This is a genomic window from Pseudonocardia sp. C8, from assembly GCF_014267175.1.
Taxonomy (GTDB): domain Bacteria; phylum Actinomycetota; class Actinomycetes; order Mycobacteriales; family Pseudonocardiaceae; genus Pseudonocardia.
In genome coordinates, this window is the sequence record NZ_JACMTR010000002.1 from 5,862,886 (window position 1) to 5,882,882 (window position 19,997).

Genomic DNA, 19,997 nt, shown 5'->3' on the forward strand with positions numbered 1-19,997 from the left:
GCCGTGCGCCGGTGCGCGTACTACAGCGCCGTCAGACGCGAGAAGAGCCGTTCCCGCGCGTCGTCGTCCAGGTCACCGCCGACCATGGCGACCGCGGTGGGGAAAGCCATTCCGAGGGAGACGTTCAGCATGGGGTGGCTGAACAGTTGTGGAAGATCCTCGGTCAGGATCGCCTTCGCGTCGGGATCCTTGAGGAGCTGCCCGACGCCCGTCCGGTGGAGCCGGTACCGGTTGCCGTTCGGACGGACGAGCGTCGTCGCCGCCTTCTCCTCGTCCGTCGGATGAGGCTGCGGGACCCAGTTCGCGTAGCGGAGCCCGACCCCGAACTCGAAGGCAGGGTCTGCGGTGTCGGACGGGACGTCGGGGCGGCTCGCAGCGACGGCCTCCGTCGAGGACGGCAGCTCCATCGGCAGCCGTCCGCGGGGTTCGGCTTCACCGAAGAGCACGCGCGCGAACGCCTCGTCGCTCGCCCCGAAGTCGACCAGGACCGAGTCGGCGTGCGGGAGGATCGGGGTGAGGATCGTGCCGCGGTCGAGGTAGACGTCGACGACGGTGGGAGCGGCTCTGCTGATCTTCTCGATGTGCTCGACGTCGTCCACGGGGAACTCGAGCGAGCCGGCGTGGAAGAAGGACTCGAGCTCGCCCGGAACTCCGCGCTGCTCGAACGGCGCTGCGAGGCGCACGATGGCGACGTCGGCTTCCTCGGGGGAGGCCACGACGTTCGCCCGCCCCGCGAGCGCAACGGGGTCCATCCCGTCGACGTAGACACGGATCCCCTTCCGGAGAGGTAGCTGCGCCGGGCCCTCGTCGTTCCGGAGCAGGGTGTGCGCAGCAGCTTGTGCCGCGAGACCTTCCGCTCGTACGGCGGCCGTGCCGACGGTCCGCTCCGCCTCGGCGACGTCGACGAAGGGGTTGTCGAAGAGGCCGAGCGCGAACTTCTCCTTCAACAGGCGGCGAGCCGACCGGTCGATGCGGTCTTCGCTGATTTTCCCGTCCTGAACGAGCTTGATCAGGTACTCCGGCCGCGCCTCACCGCCCAGCTGGTCGATTCCGGCTTCGATCGCCCGGGCCATGCGTTCCTCGAAGCTGAGGTGCTGAACTCCCCAGGGAGTGGCGCTGAGAATTCCCCAGTCGCTGCAGACGATGCCGTCGAACCCGAGCTGTTCACGCAGCAATCCCGTGACGATCTGCTTGTTGAAGCTGAAGCCGACTTCCTCGTACTCGGTGTCGATCGGCACCCCGTAGTAGGGCATGATCTGTGAGAGCCCTGCGGCGAGGACGTCCTTGAAGGGCTGGAGGTGCATGTCCCAGAGGCCGCCCGGGTAGACCTGCTCCTGGCCGTACTCGAAATGCGGGTCCTCGCCGTCGAGCTGTGGTCCACCGCCCGGGAAGTGCTTGCCCATGGCCGCGACCGAGGTCGGTCCCAGCTGATCCCCCTGCAGCCCTCGCACGTAGGCCACGGCGAGGCGACGGGTAATCTCGACGCTCTCACCGTAGGTGCCGCCGGCACGCGACCAGCGCGGCTCGGTCGCCAGGTCGATCTGAGGGTGCAACGCCAGGGCGATGCCGACAGCGCGGTACTCCCGGCGGACGGTGTCGGCGAAGCGCGCAACGAGGTCCGGATCGTCGAGCGCGCCGAATCCGAGCTGCTCCGGCCACTGCGAGAAGGGGCCGGCCGACAGCCCGGTGCCGGGGTTGTTGCCGAAGCCGTGTCGCGGATCGCTCGAGATCGTGACCGGGATCCCGAAGGGCAGCTTCCGCGCTTCTTCCTGGACCGCGTTCGCCCACTCTGCCATCTCGCGAACGCTGAGAGCCTGGAGCGTATTGAAATGGTTGATACGCCGTTCGAGCAGGGTACGGGTGGACGGATAGCCGATCGGCCCGGGAGCGTCGAAGTCACCGATCCCGGCGAGCGGCTGGAACATGAGACCGGCCTTGACCTCGAGCGGCAATCTGCTCAGCAGGTCCTCTGCGCGCTGGGCGGGGCCGAGTGTCGGATCTTGATACGGGTAGCTCGCATCGCTCACAGGGCACGACCTCTCGAAGTTCTACGACCGAAGGCTCTGCCGGGATGCGCGCGAACACTGTGGTTCCGATCTCTGCGGCCACTGAGCCGCCGAAACGTTACATGTGTGTCACGTTTCGGCGCAAGGTCCTATCCTCGATGCGTGGCAGCATCGACGGAGACCGGTGGTCGCGCGCGCCCGGACGGCTACGCGAACGGCCGTGCCCGCAGGCGAGCCATCGTGCGGGCGGCCGCGGAGCACTTCGCCGTGAGCGGCTTCATCGGTGCCACGATGAGGGACATCGCCCAGGCCGTCGGCATCTCACGCGCTGGGCTGGCCCGTCACTTCGCGACGAAGGAGGCGCTGCTGCAGGCCGTGCTGGAGGAGCGGGATGCCAGCGATCGGTGCCACTTCGTCCGTTACGCCGGCATCTCCGGCGGCGTCGGAGTCCTCCGTGGAATGATCGACCTGGCGCAACAGAACGAGCGCCGTCCCGGGGTGATCGACCTGTTCGCCCGCGTCTCGACCGAAGCGGTCGACCCGGCACACCCTGCTCACGAGTACTTCCGCAGGCGGTACGAGACCATAAGGTCGGGAACCGCCCGCGTTCTCCGGGCCGCGTCGGACGCGGGCTATCTTCGTCCCTCGCTGGATCCGGACGACGAGGCGGTCCTCCTCACTGCGGTGATGGATGGTGTGCAGGTGCAGTGGATGCTCGACCGGCACCTCCCGATGCACGATCTCGTCCGCACGGCGATCGAGAAGCTCCTCACGCCGGAGGGGCTCCGAGCGCTCCGCGGTGTCGAGTCAGCGCCCCTCCGGGCTGCTGCCGGCGGACCGTGACGATCGCCCTCCGGGCAGCAGGTTCTCGGCGGCGTCCCTGCGCGACCGTCTGTTGGCAGGGTGAGACCTGACCGCAGGAGGTGCCGGTTGCCACGCGTAACCCGTGCCTTGACGCATCAGACCGACCTGTCTAGCGTGTGTCGCGGCAGACAGACCTGTCTGTCTAATGACGGTGTCTCAGGAGACGATCGTGAACAGCAACAGCGCGGGCCAGGTCTACGACCTGGCCGTCATCGGGGCCGGCTCGGCGGCCAAGGCTGCGGCGACGGAGGCGCGCCGGCTCGGGAAGTCCGTCGTCATGGTGGAGCGGGATGCTCCCGGCGGCACCTGCCTGAACGTGGGGTGCGTGCCCTCGAAGTCCCTGCTGGCCGCGGCGGCGGTCCGGGCGACGGCTCAGGGAGGGCGCTTTCCCGGGGTGGTCACCTCGGCCGAGCCGGTCGACCTGGAGCTGCTGGTCAAGGACAAGGACCGGCTCCTCGGCGAGCTGCGGGAGCGAGACCACGTCGAGGGGACCGCGCAGGCGGGCATCGTACTGCTGCGTGGGGCGGCGTCGTTCGTTCCCTCCGAGGAGGAGCACGTGGAGCTGGTCGTCCACGGGGTCGAGGGCGAGGTCGCGCGGATCGGTGCGGAGCACGCGCTGATCGCCACCGGTGCCCGGCCCTACGTCCCGGACGTGCCCGGCCTGGGCTCGGTCGACTACCTGACGTCGTCGACCGCGATGTCGCAGGAGCGGGTGCCCGAGTCCCTGCTTGTCGTTGGGGGGAACGCCATCGGCCTGGAGCAGGCGCAGCTGTTCGCCCGGCTGGGGGCACGGGTCACGGTGGTCGAGCTGGCCCCGAGGATCGCTCCGTTCGAGGATCCGTCCATCTCGGCCGCCCTGCAGGAGGCGCTGGCCGACGAGGGCATCGAGTTCCTGACGGCGGCGACGCTCGAGGGGGTCGAGCCGGACGGGACGGGGATAGTCGCGGCGGTGGTCGCCGGTGGCGAGACCCTCTCGGTTCCCGCGGAGAAGATCCTCGTCGCGACCGGACGCCGGCCGGTGACCGACGGCCTGGGGCTGGACGCGGTCGGCGTGATCACGGGATCGCGGGGCGAGGTCGTGGTGGACGAGTTCCTGCGGACCGCCCACCCGCGGATCTGGGCGGCCGGTGATGTCACCGGCGGGCGGCAGTTCGTCTACGTGGCGGGCGCGCAGGGTGCCGCCGCGATCGGCAACGCCTTCGACGACACGCCCAGGGCCCTCGACTACACGACGGTGCCCCGGGTCACGTTCACCTCCCCGGCGCTGGCCTCGGTCGGAATGACTCCCGCGGAGGCCGAGATCGCCGGACAGCCGTACGAGACCCGTGAGCTGCCACTGGCATCGATTCCCCGGGCGCTGGTCAGCCGCCGCACCGGCGGCCGGCTCACACTGGTGTCCGACCCCGGGTCGGGACGGGTGCTGGGCGTCCACATGGTGGGCGAGGAGGCCGGAGAGGTCATCACGGCGGCCACGTACGCGCTGTCGGCCGGGTTCACCGTCCAGCAGCTGGCCACGACCTGGGCACCGTTCCTGACGATGGCCGAGTCGCTCAGGATCGTGGCTCAGCTGTCACCTCGGGAGCGAGCCCAATAGACAGAACCGTCTGTATCATACGGTGATGCGACACGGATCAGCGGTGCAGGACCGGATCCTGGATACGGCAGCCCGGCTCTTTTACGCCCACGGGGTGCGGGCCGTCGGTGTCGATCGGGTGATCGCCGAGGCTGGTGTGGCCAAGGCGAGCCTGTACGCGCACTTCGGGTCGAAGAACGAGCTCGTCGTGGCGTACCTGAGGCGCCAGGCGGACCTGGTGCATCAGGGGTTGCGGCACGTCGAGGGCGAGGCGGAGACCGGTCCGGCCCGGGTTGCCGCCCTGTTCGACCACGCAGCGGCCGCCTGCGGCCAGCCGGGCTACCAGGGCTGCCACTTCCTCAACGCGGCCGCCGAGCACCTCGACCCGGACAGCGGGGCGGCCGAGGTTCTGGCCGAGCACCGGGCGTTCGTGCTGGCCTACCTCGAGCGGAACGTCCAGGGGTCGACTCGTGCGGAACGCGCCGAGGTCGCCCGAATCATCCTGACGCTGTACGACGGTGCGAAGGTCGCCTCGATGGACGAGGGCAGCGCCGCTTTCGCGCGGGTCAAGCCGGTGGCGGTGTCGATGGCCGGCGAGTGACGTGCGGGGGGCGCCCCACCGACGTCGTCAGTATCCGTGCGACCACATCCGTGGCGGTGCCGTCGGCAGCGCCTAGTTGCTCCGGCGCGGGACGTCGGCGACGAGGCTGCACCCGGCGGCGTCGTGGGGCGGTGGGTGACCTGTGCGTCTCCCCACCGTCGGCGGAGCTTGTGTTGCGAACGTTGTCGATGTACCCCTACGGGGGAGGGGTATCACCCCTCGGGCCGAAGAGCTGCAAGAACCCCTGTCGTGCAGAGGAGATGACGTGGCGAGGACAGTGGTGGGACGATGGAGCGGTCTTGTGCCGTTGTTGGTGATCGCGACCGCGCAGCTGATGCTGGTGCTGGACGACTCGATCGTGAACATCGCGCTGCCCAGCATCCAGAGCGCGCTGGGCGTGGATGCCGTGCATCTGCCCTGGATCGTCAACGCCTACATCCTGGCGTTCGGTGCGCTCCTGCTACTGGGTGGTCGCATCGGTGACCTGTGGGGTCGTCGGCGCACCTTGCAGGTGGGTTTGTGGCTGTTCGTGCTGGGCTCGCTGGCCGGTGGGCTCGGGCAGAGCGCCGGGATGCTGATCGCGGCGCGGGCGGTGCAGGGCGCGGGTGCGGCGCTGACCGCGCCGAACGCGCTCGCGTTGATCGCGACGACCTTCTCCGAGCGCAAGATGCAGGACAAGGCACTGGCGCTCTACGGGGCCATGTCCGGGCTGGGGATCGTGGTCGGCCTGCTGCTCGGTGGCGTGCTCGCCGACACCCTGGGATGGCGGTGGGTGTTCTTCATCAACGTCCCGATCGGTCTGCTGGTGCTGCTCGGCAGCCGCACCCTGGTCGCCGCCGGCCGGCACCACGGGCAGCTGGGTGGTCTCGGCGCGGCCCTGGGTACCGGCGGCATGGTCGCGCTCGCCTACGCGATCACCCGGTTCGGCGAGGACGGCTTCACCGACCCGGTCGCGCTGTCCCTGCTGGGCGTGGCGGCCGTGCTGGTCACGGCGTTCGTGCTCACCCAGGCACGCAGCCGGAACCCGCTGCTGCCGCTGTCGCTGTTCGGTGACCGCAACCGCGCCGGCGCCTACGCCAGCATGCTGCTGCTGGCCATCGGTCCGATGGGGACCCTGTACGTGATCACCCTCTACCTGCAGCAGGTGGAGCGGTTCACGCCCCTGCAGACCGGCGCGGCATGGCTGCCGTTCGCCGCCGGGATCATCCTGGGGGCCGGTACGGCGCCGAAGCTGCTGCTGCGGACCGGTCCGCGCTACGTCACCGCAGCCGGTGCGCTGCTCAGCGCACTGGCCGCGCTGTGGTTCTCCGCGATCGGTGTCGGAACCAGCTACTGGCTGCACCTGGCGCCGGCGATGCTAATGCTCGCCCTCGGTTTCGGGCTCGGGGTCATGGCGCTGACCCAGGCGGCGGTCTACCGGGTCGACGCGGACAAGGCCGGTATCGCCTCGGCGATGCTCAACACGGCCCAGCAGACCGGCGTCGCACTCGGCCTGGCCGCGCTGGCCGCGGTGGCCACCACCGTCACCGCACGGCCCGAGCACGCCGACATCGCCCACGAGGCAGCGCTCGTCGCCGGGTACAGCTCGGCCATGTCGTTCGCCGCCGGGGTACTCGTCCTGGCCGGGGTACTTGCGCTGGCCACCCTCACCGGGCGCCCGACCGGCGAGCAGGTACCGGCCGGCGCGCTGGACGGCTGAGATGGTGGCGACGTGTTCACCCCGTACGTCGATGCGCCGGGCTCGGTGCCGGCGCATCGACGCCACGGATGATGCGCTGTAGCCGGGCACGGGTGTGCTCGAGATGCTCCCGCATGGCCGATGCAGCCCGATCTGCGTCGCGATCCTGGACCGCAGCGATGATCCGCTCATGGTCTACCGCCGTCTCGTCGACGAGGTCGTCGACGGGCAGCAGGTCGTGCGGATCGAACAGCTCGCAGCGGGACGTCTGGATGGCGTCCGCGAACCGCTCGCTGCGTGCTGCGCGGGCGAGCCCGAGGTGGAACCGCGAGTCCACCCGGCGGAGCCCGGCCCTGTTGCCGACGCCTCGGAGAGCGGTGATCGAGGCGCGCAACGCCTCCAGGTCCTCGGCCGAGCGACGGCGGGCGGCGTGCACAACCGCCCCCGTCTCGAGCGCGATGCGGAAATCCACCATGTCCTCGAGCTCGCCGGCCTGCCCGCGCATCCGGGCACACCAGGCTTCGGCGGGCTGTTGCAGCTCGGTGACGTAGGTGCCTCCCGATGGTCCCGGCCTCACCTCCACGTAACCGTCGGCACACAGCTGCGTGATCGCCGATCTGAGACTCATCCGAGCGATGCCGAGCTGTGACGCCAGCTCACGCTCCGCCGGCAGGGACTCTCCGGCGGAGACCTCCCCGCAGTGGATGATCCCGCGCAGGTGGTTGGCGACTGCCTGCGCCAGAGATGTCGACGTCACCATGCGTCAAGTCCCAGCACCGGGTTCCGCACGCTCGGCAATCTCGTCCAGGCCGTCCTACGCCACGGCGATGACGGTCCCGCCGACGGGGAAGTGGTTGGCGAACACACCTGGTCCACCACGGCTGAACGGCTCCTCGTCCGGAACGGGTTCGGGGTCGGGATCCGGTTCTGGCAGGTGCGCATGGGAGAGTTCGGTCATCCGTGGGGCGATCTCGGCGAGGTCGATCCGGCGCCCCATGAACTCGAAGGGCTCACTTTCGAGGATCACGTAGTCGACCCTCGTGTCGAACACTTCGGCACGGGTGTTGACCTGGAAGAACTCTTCGGCCGAGTAGGTCGCGACGAGCGTGCCCCTCATGAACGATGCCCGGTCGTCGAAGGATCGTGAACCATCGGGGTGCGGATCGAAGTAGACCCGCCAGCGCGAGTTGATCGATCCCCGTCCTACCGTCTGGCCGACCAGCTCGGGCGAGCTCGTGTCGAAGCCTTCGACCGTGTAGCCACTACGGACAGCCACGAAGTGGGCGCTCTGTGGCCCGCGACCCAGCCGGGCGACCACGTCGGAGTCGAACAGTGACACGTCCTCTCCGAACAGCGGCCCCTTGTCGTCCGCCATCGCGTAGATGACGAATCGACCTTCATACCGTGCGCCGTCGGGCTGACCGGGCGGGTGGTCCTCCATGCGTCCCCGCCCTGCTACCTGAACGGCCAGCCGGGCCGCCGCGCCGGTCATCGGGGGTTCTCCGCGCTCGGAGCGAACGCCGGGCCGTGGCCGGGCACGATCAGCGCCGGATTGAGGGCCAGGATGCGCTCGCGGTTCTTGTGGAAAGCCGGCTGGTCGAGTGCGACCGGGTCGTCGGGTGCAGGAATCGTGTCGGTCCACCAGAGATGGGTGAACGTGACGAGCCCCTTCGGTGTCGCCACCAGAGTCGAGATGTCCGACTCGGTGTGGCCCGGGGTGTGAATCAGACGGATACCCGGTGTGACGTCGAAACCGTCCGTCGTGGCCCGAAGCGACCACTGGTCGCCCTTGTAGGTGCCCCACATGTCCTGCAGCACCGCGTTCGGGAAGAGTGCGACGTTGATGCAGTGGTCGGGGTGGTGGTGGCTGATGATCACATCAGTGATATCGCCCGCCTCGTAGCCAAGTTCGTTGAGCGGTTCCAGGATCGAAGCCGCGCTCGGGACCGTTCCCGGGTCGTAGACGATCTTGCGGTCACCGTCCCGGATAAATGCCACGGTCGGCGCTACGCCGGCTGTGGTGCCCCACGGCGTCGGGAACGGCCAAGGAACATATCCCGTGAAGAGGATCTCGAACTCGTCAACTGCCTCGGCAGGCAGAACTTCAGATCCGGACAATCTCGGTCTCCGTCCACTCGATCAGAGCGAGTGCTCTGATGCGTCCGGGTGCGGGCGTCGTCGAACTCACGTGCGCCAAGGCCCGCGTCGACGGCGTCACGCTATCTGCGGGGCGCCGTGGGCGGGCAAGTCCAGAAGTCGCACTTGACCTTCTCGGTCCGGTGTGATAGCTCTCACTCGGAAGGCAGAGGCCTGTCCGGCCGTCCCCCGGCCGGATCGGCCGAGCGCTGCGAGCGGCTGTTCACGATACCCCTCGTTTCCGGGACACCAATGGTTGCCGTCGACGAACGGTTCTTGTCCGCGGTGGAGCCTGCTCGGCGCGAGATCGGGAGTGATCCGACCGGTCTGAGTGGTCCCGGGATACAGGCAGGACTTGAGCGAGCTGCCGCAGCCTGTCCCGTCGTTCGGGGGCTGCCAGGGCTGCCGTAGCCGGCAGCGGTACCGGCGGTCGGCGTCGACCGGGCGGGGAGCGTGCTGGTCACCGAGCCGGCTTCAGACCCCCGGCACCCGCGGTCCACTCGCACGGGATCCGAGAGGGCGACGGCCGGTCGGCAGACCCCGCACGCCGGCACACGCGTCGTGCTACCCCTCCGACTCCGTCGCGGCCATATCCACGGTATCAGGGTTGTTGACGATCGAGTCAATTATTGCGAGAGCGCCTGATGCGTCTCGACGCTGTACTGTCTGCGAGAAGAGGAGGTGCGTTCGTGCGCTGGCCTGCAAGGCGTTCGGGTGTGTAGCGGCAGTCTTCTCGAGGTTTGCGCGTATGCTGAGCCGGAAGAGCTCACGAATGCTCCCGTAGATCAACTCGAGAAGCGGGTTGTGGCTGAGCCTGCATAGTGCGAGATGGTAATTGTAGTCGCACTCGAGATACTTCTCGACGTCGCCTGTTACGGCGACCCGTTCGAGTTCGCCGGCCAGCTCCACGAACCGATCGAGTTCGGAGTCCGACGCGCGCTCGATCGCCAACGCCGTCGATGCCTTCTCGACGACGTCACGAAACTCGGCAACGAAGGGTGTCATCGACTCCTGCGCCACCAGGAGGCTCACCTCCCGCATGAGGTTGTCGAAGGACCCTTCCCTGACGAAGGTGCCCTCGCCGGCCCGGCTCTCGACCAGGCCGAGCGTCCCCAGTTTCTGTAACGCCGCTCGCACGGAGGCGCGGCTGACTCCGTAGTCCGCTGACAGGGAGTGTTCCCCGGGAAGCTTCTGGCCGACCGTGAACTCGCCGGTCAGAATCCGATCCTTGAGGTCGCCGAACACCTGGTGCGCGACACTGTCGCGATTGATCTTCTCGATCGGCCGTGCCAAAGTCCTGTACCTCCAGGTCCGGTCATCCCGACCGAGCAGTCCGAGCCGAGACGGCCAGAGCCATCTCAAGGAAGCATGTCGGTTGTCCGACAGAAGGATACCTCTCGAGCTGGGGTCCGGTGAACGATCTGCCTGTTGAGGGAGGGCGTGGTCCCCACGCGCGGGGCACGGGGCGCGGTTCCGCGCGGGTGCGGTCGGACCGGAGCTCGGAGGGCCGGCCGTGCCATGTCCAGGTCACTCAGCAGCCTGCCGCCGGTGTACTGCTTGACACGACGTGACGGCGACCATACTCTCCTGTCAGTTGTCGGACAGCAGACAGGTGAGGACGCAAAGATGCGGATCACGGGCGTGCGGATCATCCAACCGAAGACGCCGGGCCTGGGGGACCTCGGTATCCCATGGAATCCCACGGTGCTGCGGATCGATACGGACGAAGGTGTCTACGGCATCGGCGAGATCGGCCTGCCCATGGGGCACGCGGCACACGGGCAGGTAGGACTCGCCAGGGACTATGCCCCTCTCGTCCTCGGCATGGATCCATTTCAGACGACGGCGATCTGGGAGAAGCTCTACCGCCACACGTTCTGGGCACTGGGCGGTGGCATGATTATTTTCGGCGTCATCAGCGCGATCGACAACGCGCTGTGGGACCTCAAGGGCAAGGCGCTCGGAGCTCCCGTCCACCAGCTCCTGGGCGGCAAGACCCACGATCGACTGCGCGCCTACGCGTCCCAGATCCAGTTCGACTGGACCACGTCGCTGGGCGCCATGGTGACGCCCGCCGACTATGCGGAAGCCACCAGGAAGGCGCTGGCGGACGGATTCGACTGCGTGAAGGTGAACCCGATCGGGTTCGACCTCGACGGACGTTGGATGACATGGAACACGCGCGGCACGCTCACCCGCCAGCAGGTGCGGACCGCGGTCGAGCGCGTCGCCGCCGTCCGCGAGGCAGGTGGCGACGAACTGGACATCATCGTCGAACTCCACTGCCACACCGACGCCGGCACGGCCGTCCAGCTGGGACGTGAACTGGAGCAGTTCCGGATCCTGTACTACGAGGAAGCCACCGCGCCGATGAACTGGAATGCGATGAAGGAGATCGGGCAGCGGATCAGCATTCCGATCGCGGCCGGCGAGCGTCTGTACACCCGATTCGGCTTCCGTCCTTATATCGAGCAGCAGGTGGTCAGTGTGATTCAACCGGACCTTGGCACCTGCGGGGGATTCACCGAGTGCCGAACCATTTGCGATATGGCATCGACCTATGACATCGGTGTCCAGCTCCACCTCATCGGGAGCCCGATCTCGACGGCTGCCGCGCTCCAGATGGAAGCCGTTCTCCCGAATTTTGTGATCCATGAGCACAACAACACCAGTCTGCTCCCGGCCAACATCGGCCTCTGCGTCAACGACTACCAGCCGAAGGATGGCTGGTTCGAAATTCCGGAAGCACCCGGGATCGGGCAGGACCTGACCGAGGAGGCGTACGCCAGCGCAGACACCATTACCGTCAACTGAACGGAACGTCCGTCCGGACGTCCACGTCACACACGAGACACTCGGCCAAGCCTTGAAGGAGCTACAATGAAGTATCTCATCGTTGGTGGCGGTGCCATCGGTTCGGTCCTCGCCGCGTACATGACGCGGGCCGGTAAGGACATCACCCTCCTCACTCGGGGCGCACACCTCGACGCGATCCGCAGGAACGGGGGGATGAAGCTGCATTATGCTCCTGAGAATGCGGACCATCTCGTACCGGTCAAGGTCGCGGCCGAGGCCGACTACGACGACAAGCCGGATGTCGTCATCGTCACGGTGAAGGCCTACTCGCTCGACTCCATCTATCCGCTGCTCAATCGTGTGTGCCAGCCGAATACGATCGTCGTGCCGTTGATTAATGCGCTGGACATCGGACACAGGATCGACGCCGGAATCGCTGGGGCTGCCATCGTTGCCCAAGGCGAGGCCTATGTTGCGTGTGAGCTCGTCGCGCCCGGGGAGTGCAAGCACAAGCTCGACTTCTTCCGTATCGTCTTCGGGCCCCGGCTCGGGTGTCCGCCGTTCGACGGCGCGACCGAGATCCGCCAGGATCTCATCGACTGCGGCTGCACCGCGGAGATCTCCGACCACATGTTGCAGGCGGCCCTCATGAAGTTCTGCAGGGTGTCCGCACTTTCCGGGGCGATGGTCTACTACAATGTTCCCCTGGGCACGATCGTGGCCGACCCAGAGAAGCGGGCGTTCCTCGTCTCGCTGTGCGAGGAGCTGGTCGCCATTGCCGATGCAGCCGGCTGCCCCTTCCCGCCTGAGTTCGATGCGGTCGATGATCTGCTCACTCTCTCACGCTCGATCGACCCGAACTACAAGACGTCGTTGATGTACGACTTCCTGGCCGGCAAGACGATCGAGTCCGAGACCATGTTCGAGGATCCTTACCGCCTCGGTCGCCAGCACGGACTGGAAATGGCGTCCTACGCCAAGGTCTGCAACCTCTTCGGTCACGCGTCCTGATCCAATCGACTGCAACGGTCAGGGCTTCGGCACCCCACATGTGCACCTCCGGACCGTTGCTCGAACGACCGCTGGAGGTCGCCATGAACTTATCGTCATCCGTGCCGCGGAACTACGCCCGATGGACCCGGGTCGGATTCCCGCTGCTCGTGATCTACTTGCTGACCATGGTCGATCGCACGAATATCAGCATCGCCGCACCTGATATTCTTGCCCGGCTCGAACTCACGGGGGCTGCGACCGGCGTCGTCCTGTCGGCATTCTTCTGGGGCTACGTCGTCACGATGGTCCCCGGTGGGGCGCTCGCGGACCGCACCAGTGCCGTGCGGGTCATATCGTGGGCGCTCGCCGTCGTGGGCATCACGGCGGCTCTGACCGGGATCGTTCAGAGCTTCACGCTCCTGCTGCTGGTCCGAGTCGCACTCGGTCTCGCGGAAGGAGTCATCTTCCCGGCTTTTGCCGTCCTTTTCCTGAAATGGTTCCCGAGCCGGGAACGCGGTCGCGCAGTAGCCGCCACGACCTTCGCAGTTCCCCTGTCGACTGTCATCGCCGCGCCGCTCGGTGGTTGGATGATCGACCAGTGGAACTACGAGACCATGTTCATCCTGCAAGGCCTGCCGGCCGTCATCGTAGCGATCATCTTCGCGCGCATCGCGTCCGATGATCCGGCCACCGACTCCCGCATCAGCAGCGCGGAGCGCGAACTGATCATCTCGTCGCGCGAGGCGGAGACCGAGGCCGAGGGCCGGTTCCGTGATGTGATCGGCCGACCCCTGGTGTGGATCGTCGGAGTCACCTACTTCCTCTGGCTCAGCGGGATGTACGGCTTCAATCTGTGGATGCCGAGCCTCATCAAGACGTTGTCGCAGAGCGGGATCGGCGCGGTGGGCGTCCTTTCGGCGATCCCGTTCGCACTCGGTGGGCTCGGCCTGTTCGTCAATTCCTGGATGTCCGACCGCTCCGGCCTGTCCCGCGGATGGTTCATCGCTACACCGTTGACGCTCGGTGGCATCGCGCTGGTCGTCCAACACTACCTGGACTTCGGCCTCGTGGTCGACATGGCACTGCTGAGCCTGGCCGGTGTGGGACTGTTCGCGGGAACGGGCCCGTGGTGGTCATGGATGGTGTCACTGTTCCCCAAGAACCAGGCCGCGACGAGCGCCGGCCTGATCAATGTACTCGGCAATTTCGGCGGCGTCGTCGCGCCGGTGGTTCTCGGACTCCTCGGCGGATCCAGTGGTGGCGGCAGCAGCTTCTACGTACTGGGCTTCGGCCTCCTGGTCGCTGCTGCACTCGTGCTCGGCCTGTCCGGTCGCCGTGGCGTGCGTACCGCACGCCCCGAGGACGGCGCGGCGGCTCCTTCCTCGGCGCCGGGGGCGCCCGTCGCGGCGAGCCGGGGCGGACTGGATCGGAAAGGCGCGCGGCCGTGAGCCGTTCGGCGGCATGGTCGTTCCGAGTTCCGGTCGAATCATGCCTGACAATGAAAAGGAGGACAAATGAGTGTCACGTATACGCTTGTCGGAGGGGCGACCGCGATCGTGGAGATCGCCGGGATCCGAATTCTCGTGGACCCCACGTTCGATCCACTGCGGACCTATGATCTCGATGGAATCGACTTGGTCAAGACCAAGGAGCCGGCCATTCCGGCTGATGAGATCGGAGCGATCGACGCAGTGCTGATCACTCACGACCATCATCAGGACCACCTCGACGAGCTCGGGAAGGAGATCGCCCTGGGCGTCCGGACGGTCGTCACCACGACCGCCGGAGCCGGCAGGCTCGGTTCCGGGGTGATCGGACTCGCTCCCTACGAGACGACGCAGGTTCCGCTCCCGGACGGCGACGTCATGTCGATCACCGGGCTCCCGGCACAGCACGGTCCGGCACCGTTCTGCGATGTCGCCGGACCGGTCCTGGGCTTCCTACTCGAAGCCCCCGGTGCCCCCAAGGTCTACCTGACCGGTGACAACTACTCCCTCGAGGTGGCGAAGGAGATCGCCGACCGCATCGCCCCGGTCGACATCGTGGTCATGTTCGGCGGTGGAGCACGGTTCGCCGAGATCATGGACGGCGAGATGATCACGATGCCGAACGAGGGCATGGTCGAAGTCGTCAGACTCGTCGGTGCTCGGCGCGTCGTACCGTGCCACACCGAAGGGTGGCGGCACTTCACCGAAGGAGCCGAACTGCTGCACCAGGCGCTGCAGGCGGAAGGTCTCGGTGACCGGTTCATCCCCGTCCAGCCAGGGGAGACCGTCACCGTCGAGGTGTGAATCGAGCGGACAAGCAGGCGTCGCCCGGTCCCGGTCGTACCGGGACCGGGCGACGCCCGTTCATGGCTCCCGAGGCCGGACTCACGTCAATCCGTCCGCTCCGCGAACGGGCTGAGCCGGAACCAGCTCGGCGCCTGCCGGACCAGTGCGGGAGGCCCCTCGAACCTGATCAGGCCCCGGCTTGCGGCCTCCGCGTACGGTATCTGCCCGAACCACAGGGCCAACAGCGTGCGCGGGTTCGCCGTGATGACCACGTCCGCTTCGTGTTCCGGAGCCCCGATGCACGCGGAACGCCGGGCACCCCTCCCGCTTATCCGGATGTAGCCCCGGGCCGGATCCGCGTCGAGGAACCGGAACTCGACACACATGTCCGGGCGGGGCAGGGATGCCGTGTCGATCCCCTGGGAAATACGCCACAAGAGCAAGGACAGGTCTACATCAGATTCTTCGGGCGGCGGGAGCTTCCACTCGACTGCCCACCGGCCGATGGCTTCGATCAGCGGCCAGAGGGCGGCCCCCGATTCGGTGAGGACGTAGTCTTTCCGCCCGCTTCCTTCCGGTGTCGGGCGTCGCGTGACCAGCTGCAGGTGCTCGAGATGTCTCAGGCGGCCCGCCAGCAATGTCCGGGATATTCCCGGCAGTCCGCGGAGGATGTCGTTGAACCCGGACGCCCCGACCAGGAGCTCTCGGATGACGAGGAGTGTCCACCGGTCGCCGATGAGGCGAGCTCCGATCGATACCGGACAGTACTCGGCTGGGGGAATCGATTGCCTCGGCGCATCGCTCCCGCCGCGTGCGATCTCGTACGACATTCCGGCTCACCAGTCCCCGGAGGTTGTGCGGACGTAGAATACTATCACCGGCATGCAAATCTGCTCCCTTGCAGCTGCGGAGTCGAGTCGAATGGGGGTGGGTGACCGTCGGTGGAGGGTCGGCGCGAATTCCGGCGGCCTCGTCGACCTCGGCGGAGGGTAATGGTAGCCGAGCGGTCAGCGGGCCGACGCTCCGCGCGGCCGCATCGCGCGGACCCGGCTGCGCCCGGCGGCCGGGGCCCGGAGAGCCGACCGTGAGTTCCCGATGGAGCAGCGGGTGTGCCGCACGGCTCATATACCGACCGAGCGCACGGTCGGTACGATACTCTGGAACGAACGGTGAGCACCGGGAGGGCGCATGCTGCTGGTCGCGACCGTCGTGCTCGGTCTGCTCATCGGCGGCCTGACGGGGCTCCTGGGCGCCGGGGGCGGCATCCTCGCGGTCCCCGCCCTGGTCCATGTCGTCGGCGTCCCGCTCGAGACGGCGATCTCGACCTCGCTGGTCCTGGGTGCCGTCGGGCCCGTGGCCGCAGTGGCTCCGCGGCTGCGCGGGGGGGTGGAGTGGCGGACGGTTCTCGCCGCGAGCGCGGCCGGGATGCCGGCGGCATTCGGAGGGACCGCTGTCGGCACGCTCCTGCCGGACGACGTGGTGATGCTTGCCTTCGCCGGGCTGATGGTGGCCTCGGGTGTCCAGATGCTCCGCTCCGGGCCGCGACCCGACGGCGTGGGCGAGCGGCCGCGGTCCTGGATCCTGCGAGGCCTGGCGGTCGGGGCGCTCGTCGGCTTCCTCACCGGTCTGCTCGGCGTCGGGGGAGGGTTCATCACGGTGCCCGCGCTCGTGCTCGGACTCGGTCTGCCCGTCCGGCTGGCGATCGGGACGTCGCTCGTTCTCGCCGTGGTCAATTCGGTCGCGGGGCTCGCCGCCCACGCCGGGGTCACCGATCCGGACTGGGCGGTCGCCCTCGCGTTCGTCGGGCCGTCGATGCTTGCCGCGTTCGGTACGGCGTTCCTCGCGACGCGGCTCGACAACCGGACCGTGCAGCGGTCCTTCGCCGGACTCGTCCTGGTCGTCGCGGTGTTCACTGTCGCGCGCGTGTTCCTCGCCTGAGGGGCTCACCCGCCGGGGTGGGGCGCGGACCAGGCTGCCTTCAGCCCGTCGACATGGGCACGGATGCGGCGGACCATGTCGATACCGGGACGGTCGAGGAGCCACTGTTGCTGCAGCCCGTCGAGCACGGCGATGGTGTTGTCCGCCACCAGTTCCACGGGGACGTCCGCGCGGATGGTGCCGTCGCTCTTGCCGTGCTCGAGGGCGTCGGTGAGCCAGCGCCGGGTACTGGTGTAGTGGCGGCGCAACCAGTCGTGTGCGGGGTGGTCGGACTCCGTGGCTTCAGCCGAGACGCGGACGAACACGCCCACCCATTCCGGCCGCGTCGCGTTGCGCGCCCCGAGCGAGACGAGTGCGTCGAAGGCGTCCCATCCGAGCGGCACCGTGCCGTCACCGAAGAGGAACTCGTTGTCGTCGCGTTCCCGGCGTTCCAGGACCGCGGTGAGGAGCGCGGCCTTCGACGGAAAATGGTGCAGGAGACCGGACTGCGAGATCCCGCTGGCAGCCGCAACCTCGGCGATCGACATCTTGTGGAACCCGACGTCCGCGATGTGCTCGACGGCGGAGTCGACGATCTGCTGCTGGGTCTCCTCGGCGCGGCGTCTCGGGCGGCGCTTGTGCGACTCGAGGGTGTACCTCGGGGGGAACGACAAGGATCCGCCTCTCGTCTCGCGTCAGGATTCCACGTGGTCCGCATCCGTTCGGGCGCTCACCGGAATCGTAACGCGGACGTCCCCGAGTCCTCGGGCGATCACGATCACCCCGTGCCGCAACGGGATCCAACTCCGGGTCTCCTCGTCCCACCGGCGCTGGAACCGGGGGTCGCAATGCACGCGGACGGCGGCGGCCTCGCCCGGTGCCACGTCCGCCCGGGCCCAGCCGATCAGCCTGATGGGTTCCCCGGCCCGGTCGGGGTTGAGATAGACCTGCACGGTCTCCCGTCCTGGCCGTCGGCCTGAGTTGCGTAGCGTGACGTCCACCTCGGTGACGCCGGTTTCGTCCGTGCCGGAGACGCAGCCGGAAAGGTACTCCCACGTGGCGTAGCCGAGTCCGTGACCGAACCAGAATGCGGGTTCCGCGCCGTCCGCGTGCCAGCCGCGGTACCCGATGAAACATCCGTCGACGTATTCGAGTACGCCGTTCCTCGGGGCGGTGTTCCACGCCGGACCCTGCTTGTTGCGGCGGGGGAAGGTCGTGACCAGCCGCCCTTCGGGGAGCACGTCCCCGAGCAGCGCGGCCGCGACCGCATCTCCGGCCTCCTGCCCGGGCAGGCCGGTGAACAGTACGGCGTCGACGTCGTCGATCCAGGGCATCAGTACCGGGGTCGCCGCGTTGACGACGACGACCGTCCGGTCCGCGGCTGCCGCGACGGCGGTGACCAGCGCGTCCTGGTCGCCGGGCAGGGCGAGCGTCCTCTTGTCCTCGCCCTCGGTCTCCTGGTCGGTGGTGAACCCGACCACGACGACCGCGACCGCGCGTCCGGTAGCCGCCGCTGCGGCGTCGGCGATGGCCGGCGCCGAGGAGCGTGCGGCCTCACTGACGACGAAGCCGAGGATGCGGGGCAGCTCGTCGCGCTCCACGGTCGCGGTCACGAGCTGGCCCGGCACGACCCGTACCGTCGCGGCGTGGCTCTTGGGCCGGAAGAAGCCCCCGCCGGGGCCCGGGTGGTAGTCGACCCGGTAGTCCTCCTCGTGCCCGGCCGTGGCGAGGTGCCAGTTGCCGGGACCGCGGGTGCCGAGCTGCACCGGCATCGGGCCCGGAACGTCGAGCGTCGCCGACAGTTCGATCCGTGCAGCGCCCGCCAGCCATTCGTTCTGGCTGTCCTCGAGCTCGGCGACGTCGAGGTGCCTGCTGTGTGTGAGCCGGCCGGCGTCGTCGAACACCCGGACGCGGATGCCGTGCTCACCCGTCTCCGGGTCGCGGACCAGCGCGGGGCGCGCGGTGGGGAGGGTCCGGCGGGTCTCGACGCCGTCGGCGAACGTGACGTTCGCGGAGCCGAGTCGGGAGCGTAGCCCGTCGACGACGGACACCACGTGTGGCGCGCGGACCTGAGCGGAGCCGCCACCCTGCGCGATCGGGTCCGATGCGTGCCGGCCGACGAGGGTGATCGGGTTCCCGGGCCGCAGGGGCAGCGTGTCGCCGTCGTTCTTGAGGACGACCATGCCACTCGCGGCGAGCCGGCTCAGCTGCTCCCGGCGGCGAGGACCCGCGGGATCGGGCAGGTCGGAAGGCCAGCTCCGCCGCTCCGGGAAGGCCCCGACGCGGTGCGCGAGCCGGAGTAACCGACGAACGTGCTCGTCGACGGTCTTCTCGGTCACCTCACCGGCACGCACCGCGTCGAGGAGGCCCCGGGTCCACGGCGTCTCGGGCCCCGGCATGACGAGGTCCAGCCCGGCGTTGGCGCTCTGCGCCGCGGTCGTGGTCGCGTACCAGTCCGACACGACCACGCCGTCGTATCTCCACTCGTCCCGGAGGATCTCGGTCAGCAGCTCGTGCTGCTCGGTCGACGGGTAGCCGTTGACGTCGTTGTAGGCGGCCATGACCGTCCACGGGTTCGCGTCCTCGATCGCCACCTCGAAGGGAGCGAGGTAGACCTCGCGGAGGGTCTTCGGGGACATGCGCACGTCGACCGTCGTGCGTTCGGTCTCGGACTCGTTGCCGAGGAAGTGCTTCACGCTCGCCCCGATCCCGCGCTCCTGCAGGGCGCCGACGTAGGCCGCGGCGAGGTGGCCGGTCAGCATCGGGTCCTCGCTGAACGCCTCGAACAGCCGTCCACCGAGCGGCGAGCGGTGGAGGTTGATCGTGGGGCCGAGGACGACGTGCGTCTGCTGCGCAGCCGCTTCGTCGACGAGGACGGCCCCCGCCTCGGCGACGGCGTCCCGGTCCCAGGTCTGAGCGAGCAGGCTCGCGTTCGGCAGCAGGCAACCCTCTCGCCCGCCGACGACGACGTGGCCACGGACGCCCGTCGGGCCGTCGGAGAGAACGATCTTGTCGAGCCCGATGCCCTCGTCGCCGTGGAGGGAGAAGCCGTCGGCGCCGGAGACGAGCCGGATCTTCCTCTCGAGCGTGAGGGTGGCGATCGCTCGGTCGATGCGCTCGTCGAGATCGCTCGGCGGGCCGGCCGGGTCGGTCATGGTGG

Annotated in this window: 17 protein-coding genes; 9 read left to right on the plus strand and 8 right to left on the minus strand. The window is 68.3% G+C overall.

Annotated features, from left to right (window positions below; all coding sequences use genetic code 11):
- Nucleotides 1–20 precede the first annotated feature (20 nt).
- Nucleotides 21–2,027 carry a glycoside hydrolase family 3 protein gene (locus H7X46_RS27865; RefSeq protein WP_370589018.1) on the minus strand — a complete coding sequence of 669 codons (2,007 nt, stop codon included), beginning with the start codon at nucleotides 2,025–2,027 and terminating at the stop codon, nucleotides 21–23.
- A gap of 141 nt (nucleotides 2,028–2,168) precedes the next feature.
- Between H7X46_RS27865 and H7X46_RS27870 the strand changes: the two genes are divergently transcribed.
- The 4 genes from H7X46_RS27870 to H7X46_RS27885 all read left to right on the plus strand — a co-directional run bounded on the left by H7X46_RS27870 (nucleotide 2,169) and on the right by H7X46_RS27885 (nucleotide 6,743).
- Nucleotides 2,169–2,849, plus strand: coding sequence for a TetR/AcrR family transcriptional regulator (locus H7X46_RS27870; protein ID WP_186362169.1), 681 nt, complete (start codon nucleotides 2,169–2,171; stop codon nucleotides 2,847–2,849).
- A 166-nt stretch (nucleotides 2,850–3,015) separates the two neighbouring features.
- Complete coding sequence (gene merA / locus H7X46_RS27875) at nucleotides 3,016–4,464, plus strand: mercury(II) reductase (RefSeq protein ID WP_186362170.1); 1,449 nt, start codon at nucleotides 3,016–3,018, stop codon at nucleotides 4,462–4,464.
- 25 nt (nucleotides 4,465–4,489) lie between these two features.
- Complete coding sequence (locus H7X46_RS27880; RefSeq protein ID WP_186362171.1) at nucleotides 4,490–5,044, plus strand: TetR/AcrR family transcriptional regulator; 555 nt, start codon at nucleotides 4,490–4,492, stop codon at nucleotides 5,042–5,044.
- 301 nt (nucleotides 5,045–5,345) lie between these two features.
- Nucleotides 5,346–6,743 carry an MFS transporter gene (locus H7X46_RS27885; protein ID WP_370589019.1) on the plus strand — a complete coding sequence of 466 codons (1,398 nt, stop codon included), beginning with the start codon at nucleotides 5,346–5,348 and terminating at the stop codon, nucleotides 6,741–6,743.
- Between the two features lie 16 nt (nucleotides 6,744–6,759).
- Here the strand turns inward: H7X46_RS27885 and H7X46_RS27890 are convergent, their stop codons facing one another.
- From H7X46_RS27890 to H7X46_RS27905, 4 genes are all read right to left on the minus strand, one after another.
- On the minus strand, nucleotides 6,760–7,482 hold the full coding sequence (locus tag H7X46_RS27890) for a FadR/GntR family transcriptional regulator (protein ID WP_186362172.1): 723 nt from the start codon (nucleotides 7,480–7,482) through the stop codon (nucleotides 6,760–6,762).
- A 54-nt stretch (nucleotides 7,483–7,536) separates the two neighbouring features.
- Nucleotides 7,537–8,214, minus strand: coding sequence for a hypothetical protein (locus H7X46_RS27895; RefSeq protein WP_186362173.1), 678 nt, complete (start codon nucleotides 8,212–8,214; stop codon nucleotides 7,537–7,539).
- A complete protein-coding gene (locus tag H7X46_RS27900; RefSeq protein WP_222131457.1) occupies nucleotides 8,211–8,840 on the minus strand; it encodes an MBL fold metallo-hydrolase in 630 nt (209 codons plus the stop codon). Before H7X46_RS27900 ends, H7X46_RS27895 begins: the two co-directional genes overlap by 4 nt.
- 582 nt (nucleotides 8,841–9,422) lie before the next feature.
- Nucleotides 9,423–10,151, minus strand: a complete 729-nt coding sequence (locus H7X46_RS27905) for a FadR/GntR family transcriptional regulator (RefSeq protein WP_186362174.1) — start codon at nucleotides 10,149–10,151, stop codon at nucleotides 9,423–9,425.
- 333 nt (nucleotides 10,152–10,484) lie between these two features.
- On the opposite strand from H7X46_RS27905, the gene H7X46_RS27910 reads away from it, so the two are divergent.
- The 4 genes from H7X46_RS27910 (at nucleotide 10,485) to H7X46_RS27925 (ending at nucleotide 14,938) form a co-directional block, all read left to right on the plus strand.
- The gene (locus H7X46_RS27910) at nucleotides 10,485–11,672 is read left to right on the plus strand and encodes a mandelate racemase/muconate lactonizing enzyme family protein (protein WP_186362175.1); all 1,188 of its coding nucleotides are present in this window, start codon (nucleotides 10,485–10,487) and stop codon (nucleotides 11,670–11,672) included.
- A 66-nt stretch (nucleotides 11,673–11,738) separates the two neighbouring features.
- Nucleotides 11,739–12,665 (plus strand): ketopantoate reductase family protein, encoded by a 927-nt coding sequence (locus H7X46_RS27915; protein ID WP_186362176.1) that lies wholly within the window; start codon nucleotides 11,739–11,741, stop codon nucleotides 12,663–12,665.
- Between the two features lie 149 nt (nucleotides 12,666–12,814).
- Nucleotides 12,815–14,095, plus strand: a complete 1,281-nt coding sequence (locus H7X46_RS27920; protein WP_222131458.1) for an MFS transporter — start codon at nucleotides 12,815–12,817, stop codon at nucleotides 14,093–14,095.
- Nucleotides 14,096–14,161: 66 nt separating this feature from the next.
- Nucleotides 14,162–14,938, plus strand: coding sequence for an MBL fold metallo-hydrolase (locus H7X46_RS27925; RefSeq protein ID WP_186362178.1), 777 nt, complete (start codon nucleotides 14,162–14,164; stop codon nucleotides 14,936–14,938).
- 86 nt (nucleotides 14,939–15,024) lie between these two features.
- Here the strand turns inward: H7X46_RS27925 and H7X46_RS27930 are convergent, their stop codons facing one another.
- The gene (locus H7X46_RS27930) at nucleotides 15,025–15,750 is read right to left on the minus strand and encodes a helix-turn-helix domain-containing protein (RefSeq protein WP_186362179.1); all 726 of its coding nucleotides are present in this window, start codon (nucleotides 15,748–15,750) and stop codon (nucleotides 15,025–15,027) included.
- A gap of 358 nt (nucleotides 15,751–16,108) precedes the next feature.
- Here H7X46_RS27930 and H7X46_RS27935 point away from each other — a divergent pair, with 358 nt between their 5' ends.
- Nucleotides 16,109–16,858, plus strand: a complete 750-nt coding sequence (locus H7X46_RS27935) for a sulfite exporter TauE/SafE family protein (RefSeq protein ID WP_186362180.1) — start codon at nucleotides 16,109–16,111, stop codon at nucleotides 16,856–16,858.
- A gap of 5 nt (nucleotides 16,859–16,863) precedes the next feature.
- Here the strand turns inward: H7X46_RS27935 and H7X46_RS27940 are convergent, their stop codons facing one another.
- Together H7X46_RS27940 and H7X46_RS27945 are read right to left on the minus strand one after the other, a co-directional pair.
- Nucleotides 16,864–17,511 (minus strand): TetR/AcrR family transcriptional regulator, encoded by a 648-nt coding sequence (locus H7X46_RS27940; protein WP_186362181.1) that lies wholly within the window; start codon nucleotides 17,509–17,511, stop codon nucleotides 16,864–16,866.
- 21 nt (nucleotides 17,512–17,532) lie between these two features.
- Nucleotides 17,533–19,992 (minus strand): glycoside hydrolase family 3 protein, encoded by a 2,460-nt coding sequence (locus tag H7X46_RS27945; protein ID WP_186362970.1) that lies wholly within the window; start codon nucleotides 19,990–19,992, stop codon nucleotides 17,533–17,535.
- Nucleotides 19,993–19,997: the final 5 nt, after the last annotated feature.

Coding starts and splice junctions, on each gene's coding strand:
- merA (WP_186362170.1), top strand. CDS start 3,016: ATGACGGTGTCTCAGGAGACGATCGTGAACAGCAACAGCGCGGGCCAG.
- H7X46_RS27880 (WP_186362171.1), top strand. CDS start 4,490: ATGCGACACGGATCAGCGGTGCAGGACCGGATCCTGGATACGGCAGCC.
- H7X46_RS27890 (WP_186362172.1), bottom strand. CDS start 7,482: ATGGTGACGTCGACATCTCTGGCGCAGGCAGTCGCCAACCACCTGCGC.
- H7X46_RS27895 (WP_186362173.1), bottom strand. CDS start 8,214: ATGACCGGCGCGGCGGCCCGGCTGGCCGTTCAGGTAGCAGGGCGGGGA.
- H7X46_RS27910 (WP_186362175.1), top strand. CDS start 10,485: ATGCGGATCACGGGCGTGCGGATCATCCAACCGAAGACGCCGGGCCTG.
- H7X46_RS27915 (WP_186362176.1), top strand. CDS start 11,739: ATGAAGTATCTCATCGTTGGTGGCGGTGCCATCGGTTCGGTCCTCGCC.
- H7X46_RS27925 (WP_186362178.1), top strand. CDS start 14,162: ATGAGTGTCACGTATACGCTTGTCGGAGGGGCGACCGCGATCGTGGAG.
- H7X46_RS27930 (WP_186362179.1), bottom strand. CDS start 15,750: ATGTCGTACGAGATCGCACGCGGCGGGAGCGATGCGCCGAGGCAATCG.
- H7X46_RS27935 (WP_186362180.1), top strand. CDS start 16,109: ATGCTGCTGGTCGCGACCGTCGTGCTCGGTCTGCTCATCGGCGGCCTG.
- H7X46_RS27945 (WP_186362970.1), bottom strand. CDS start 19,992: ATGACCGACCCGGCCGGCCCGCCGAGCGATCTCGACGAGCGCATCGAC.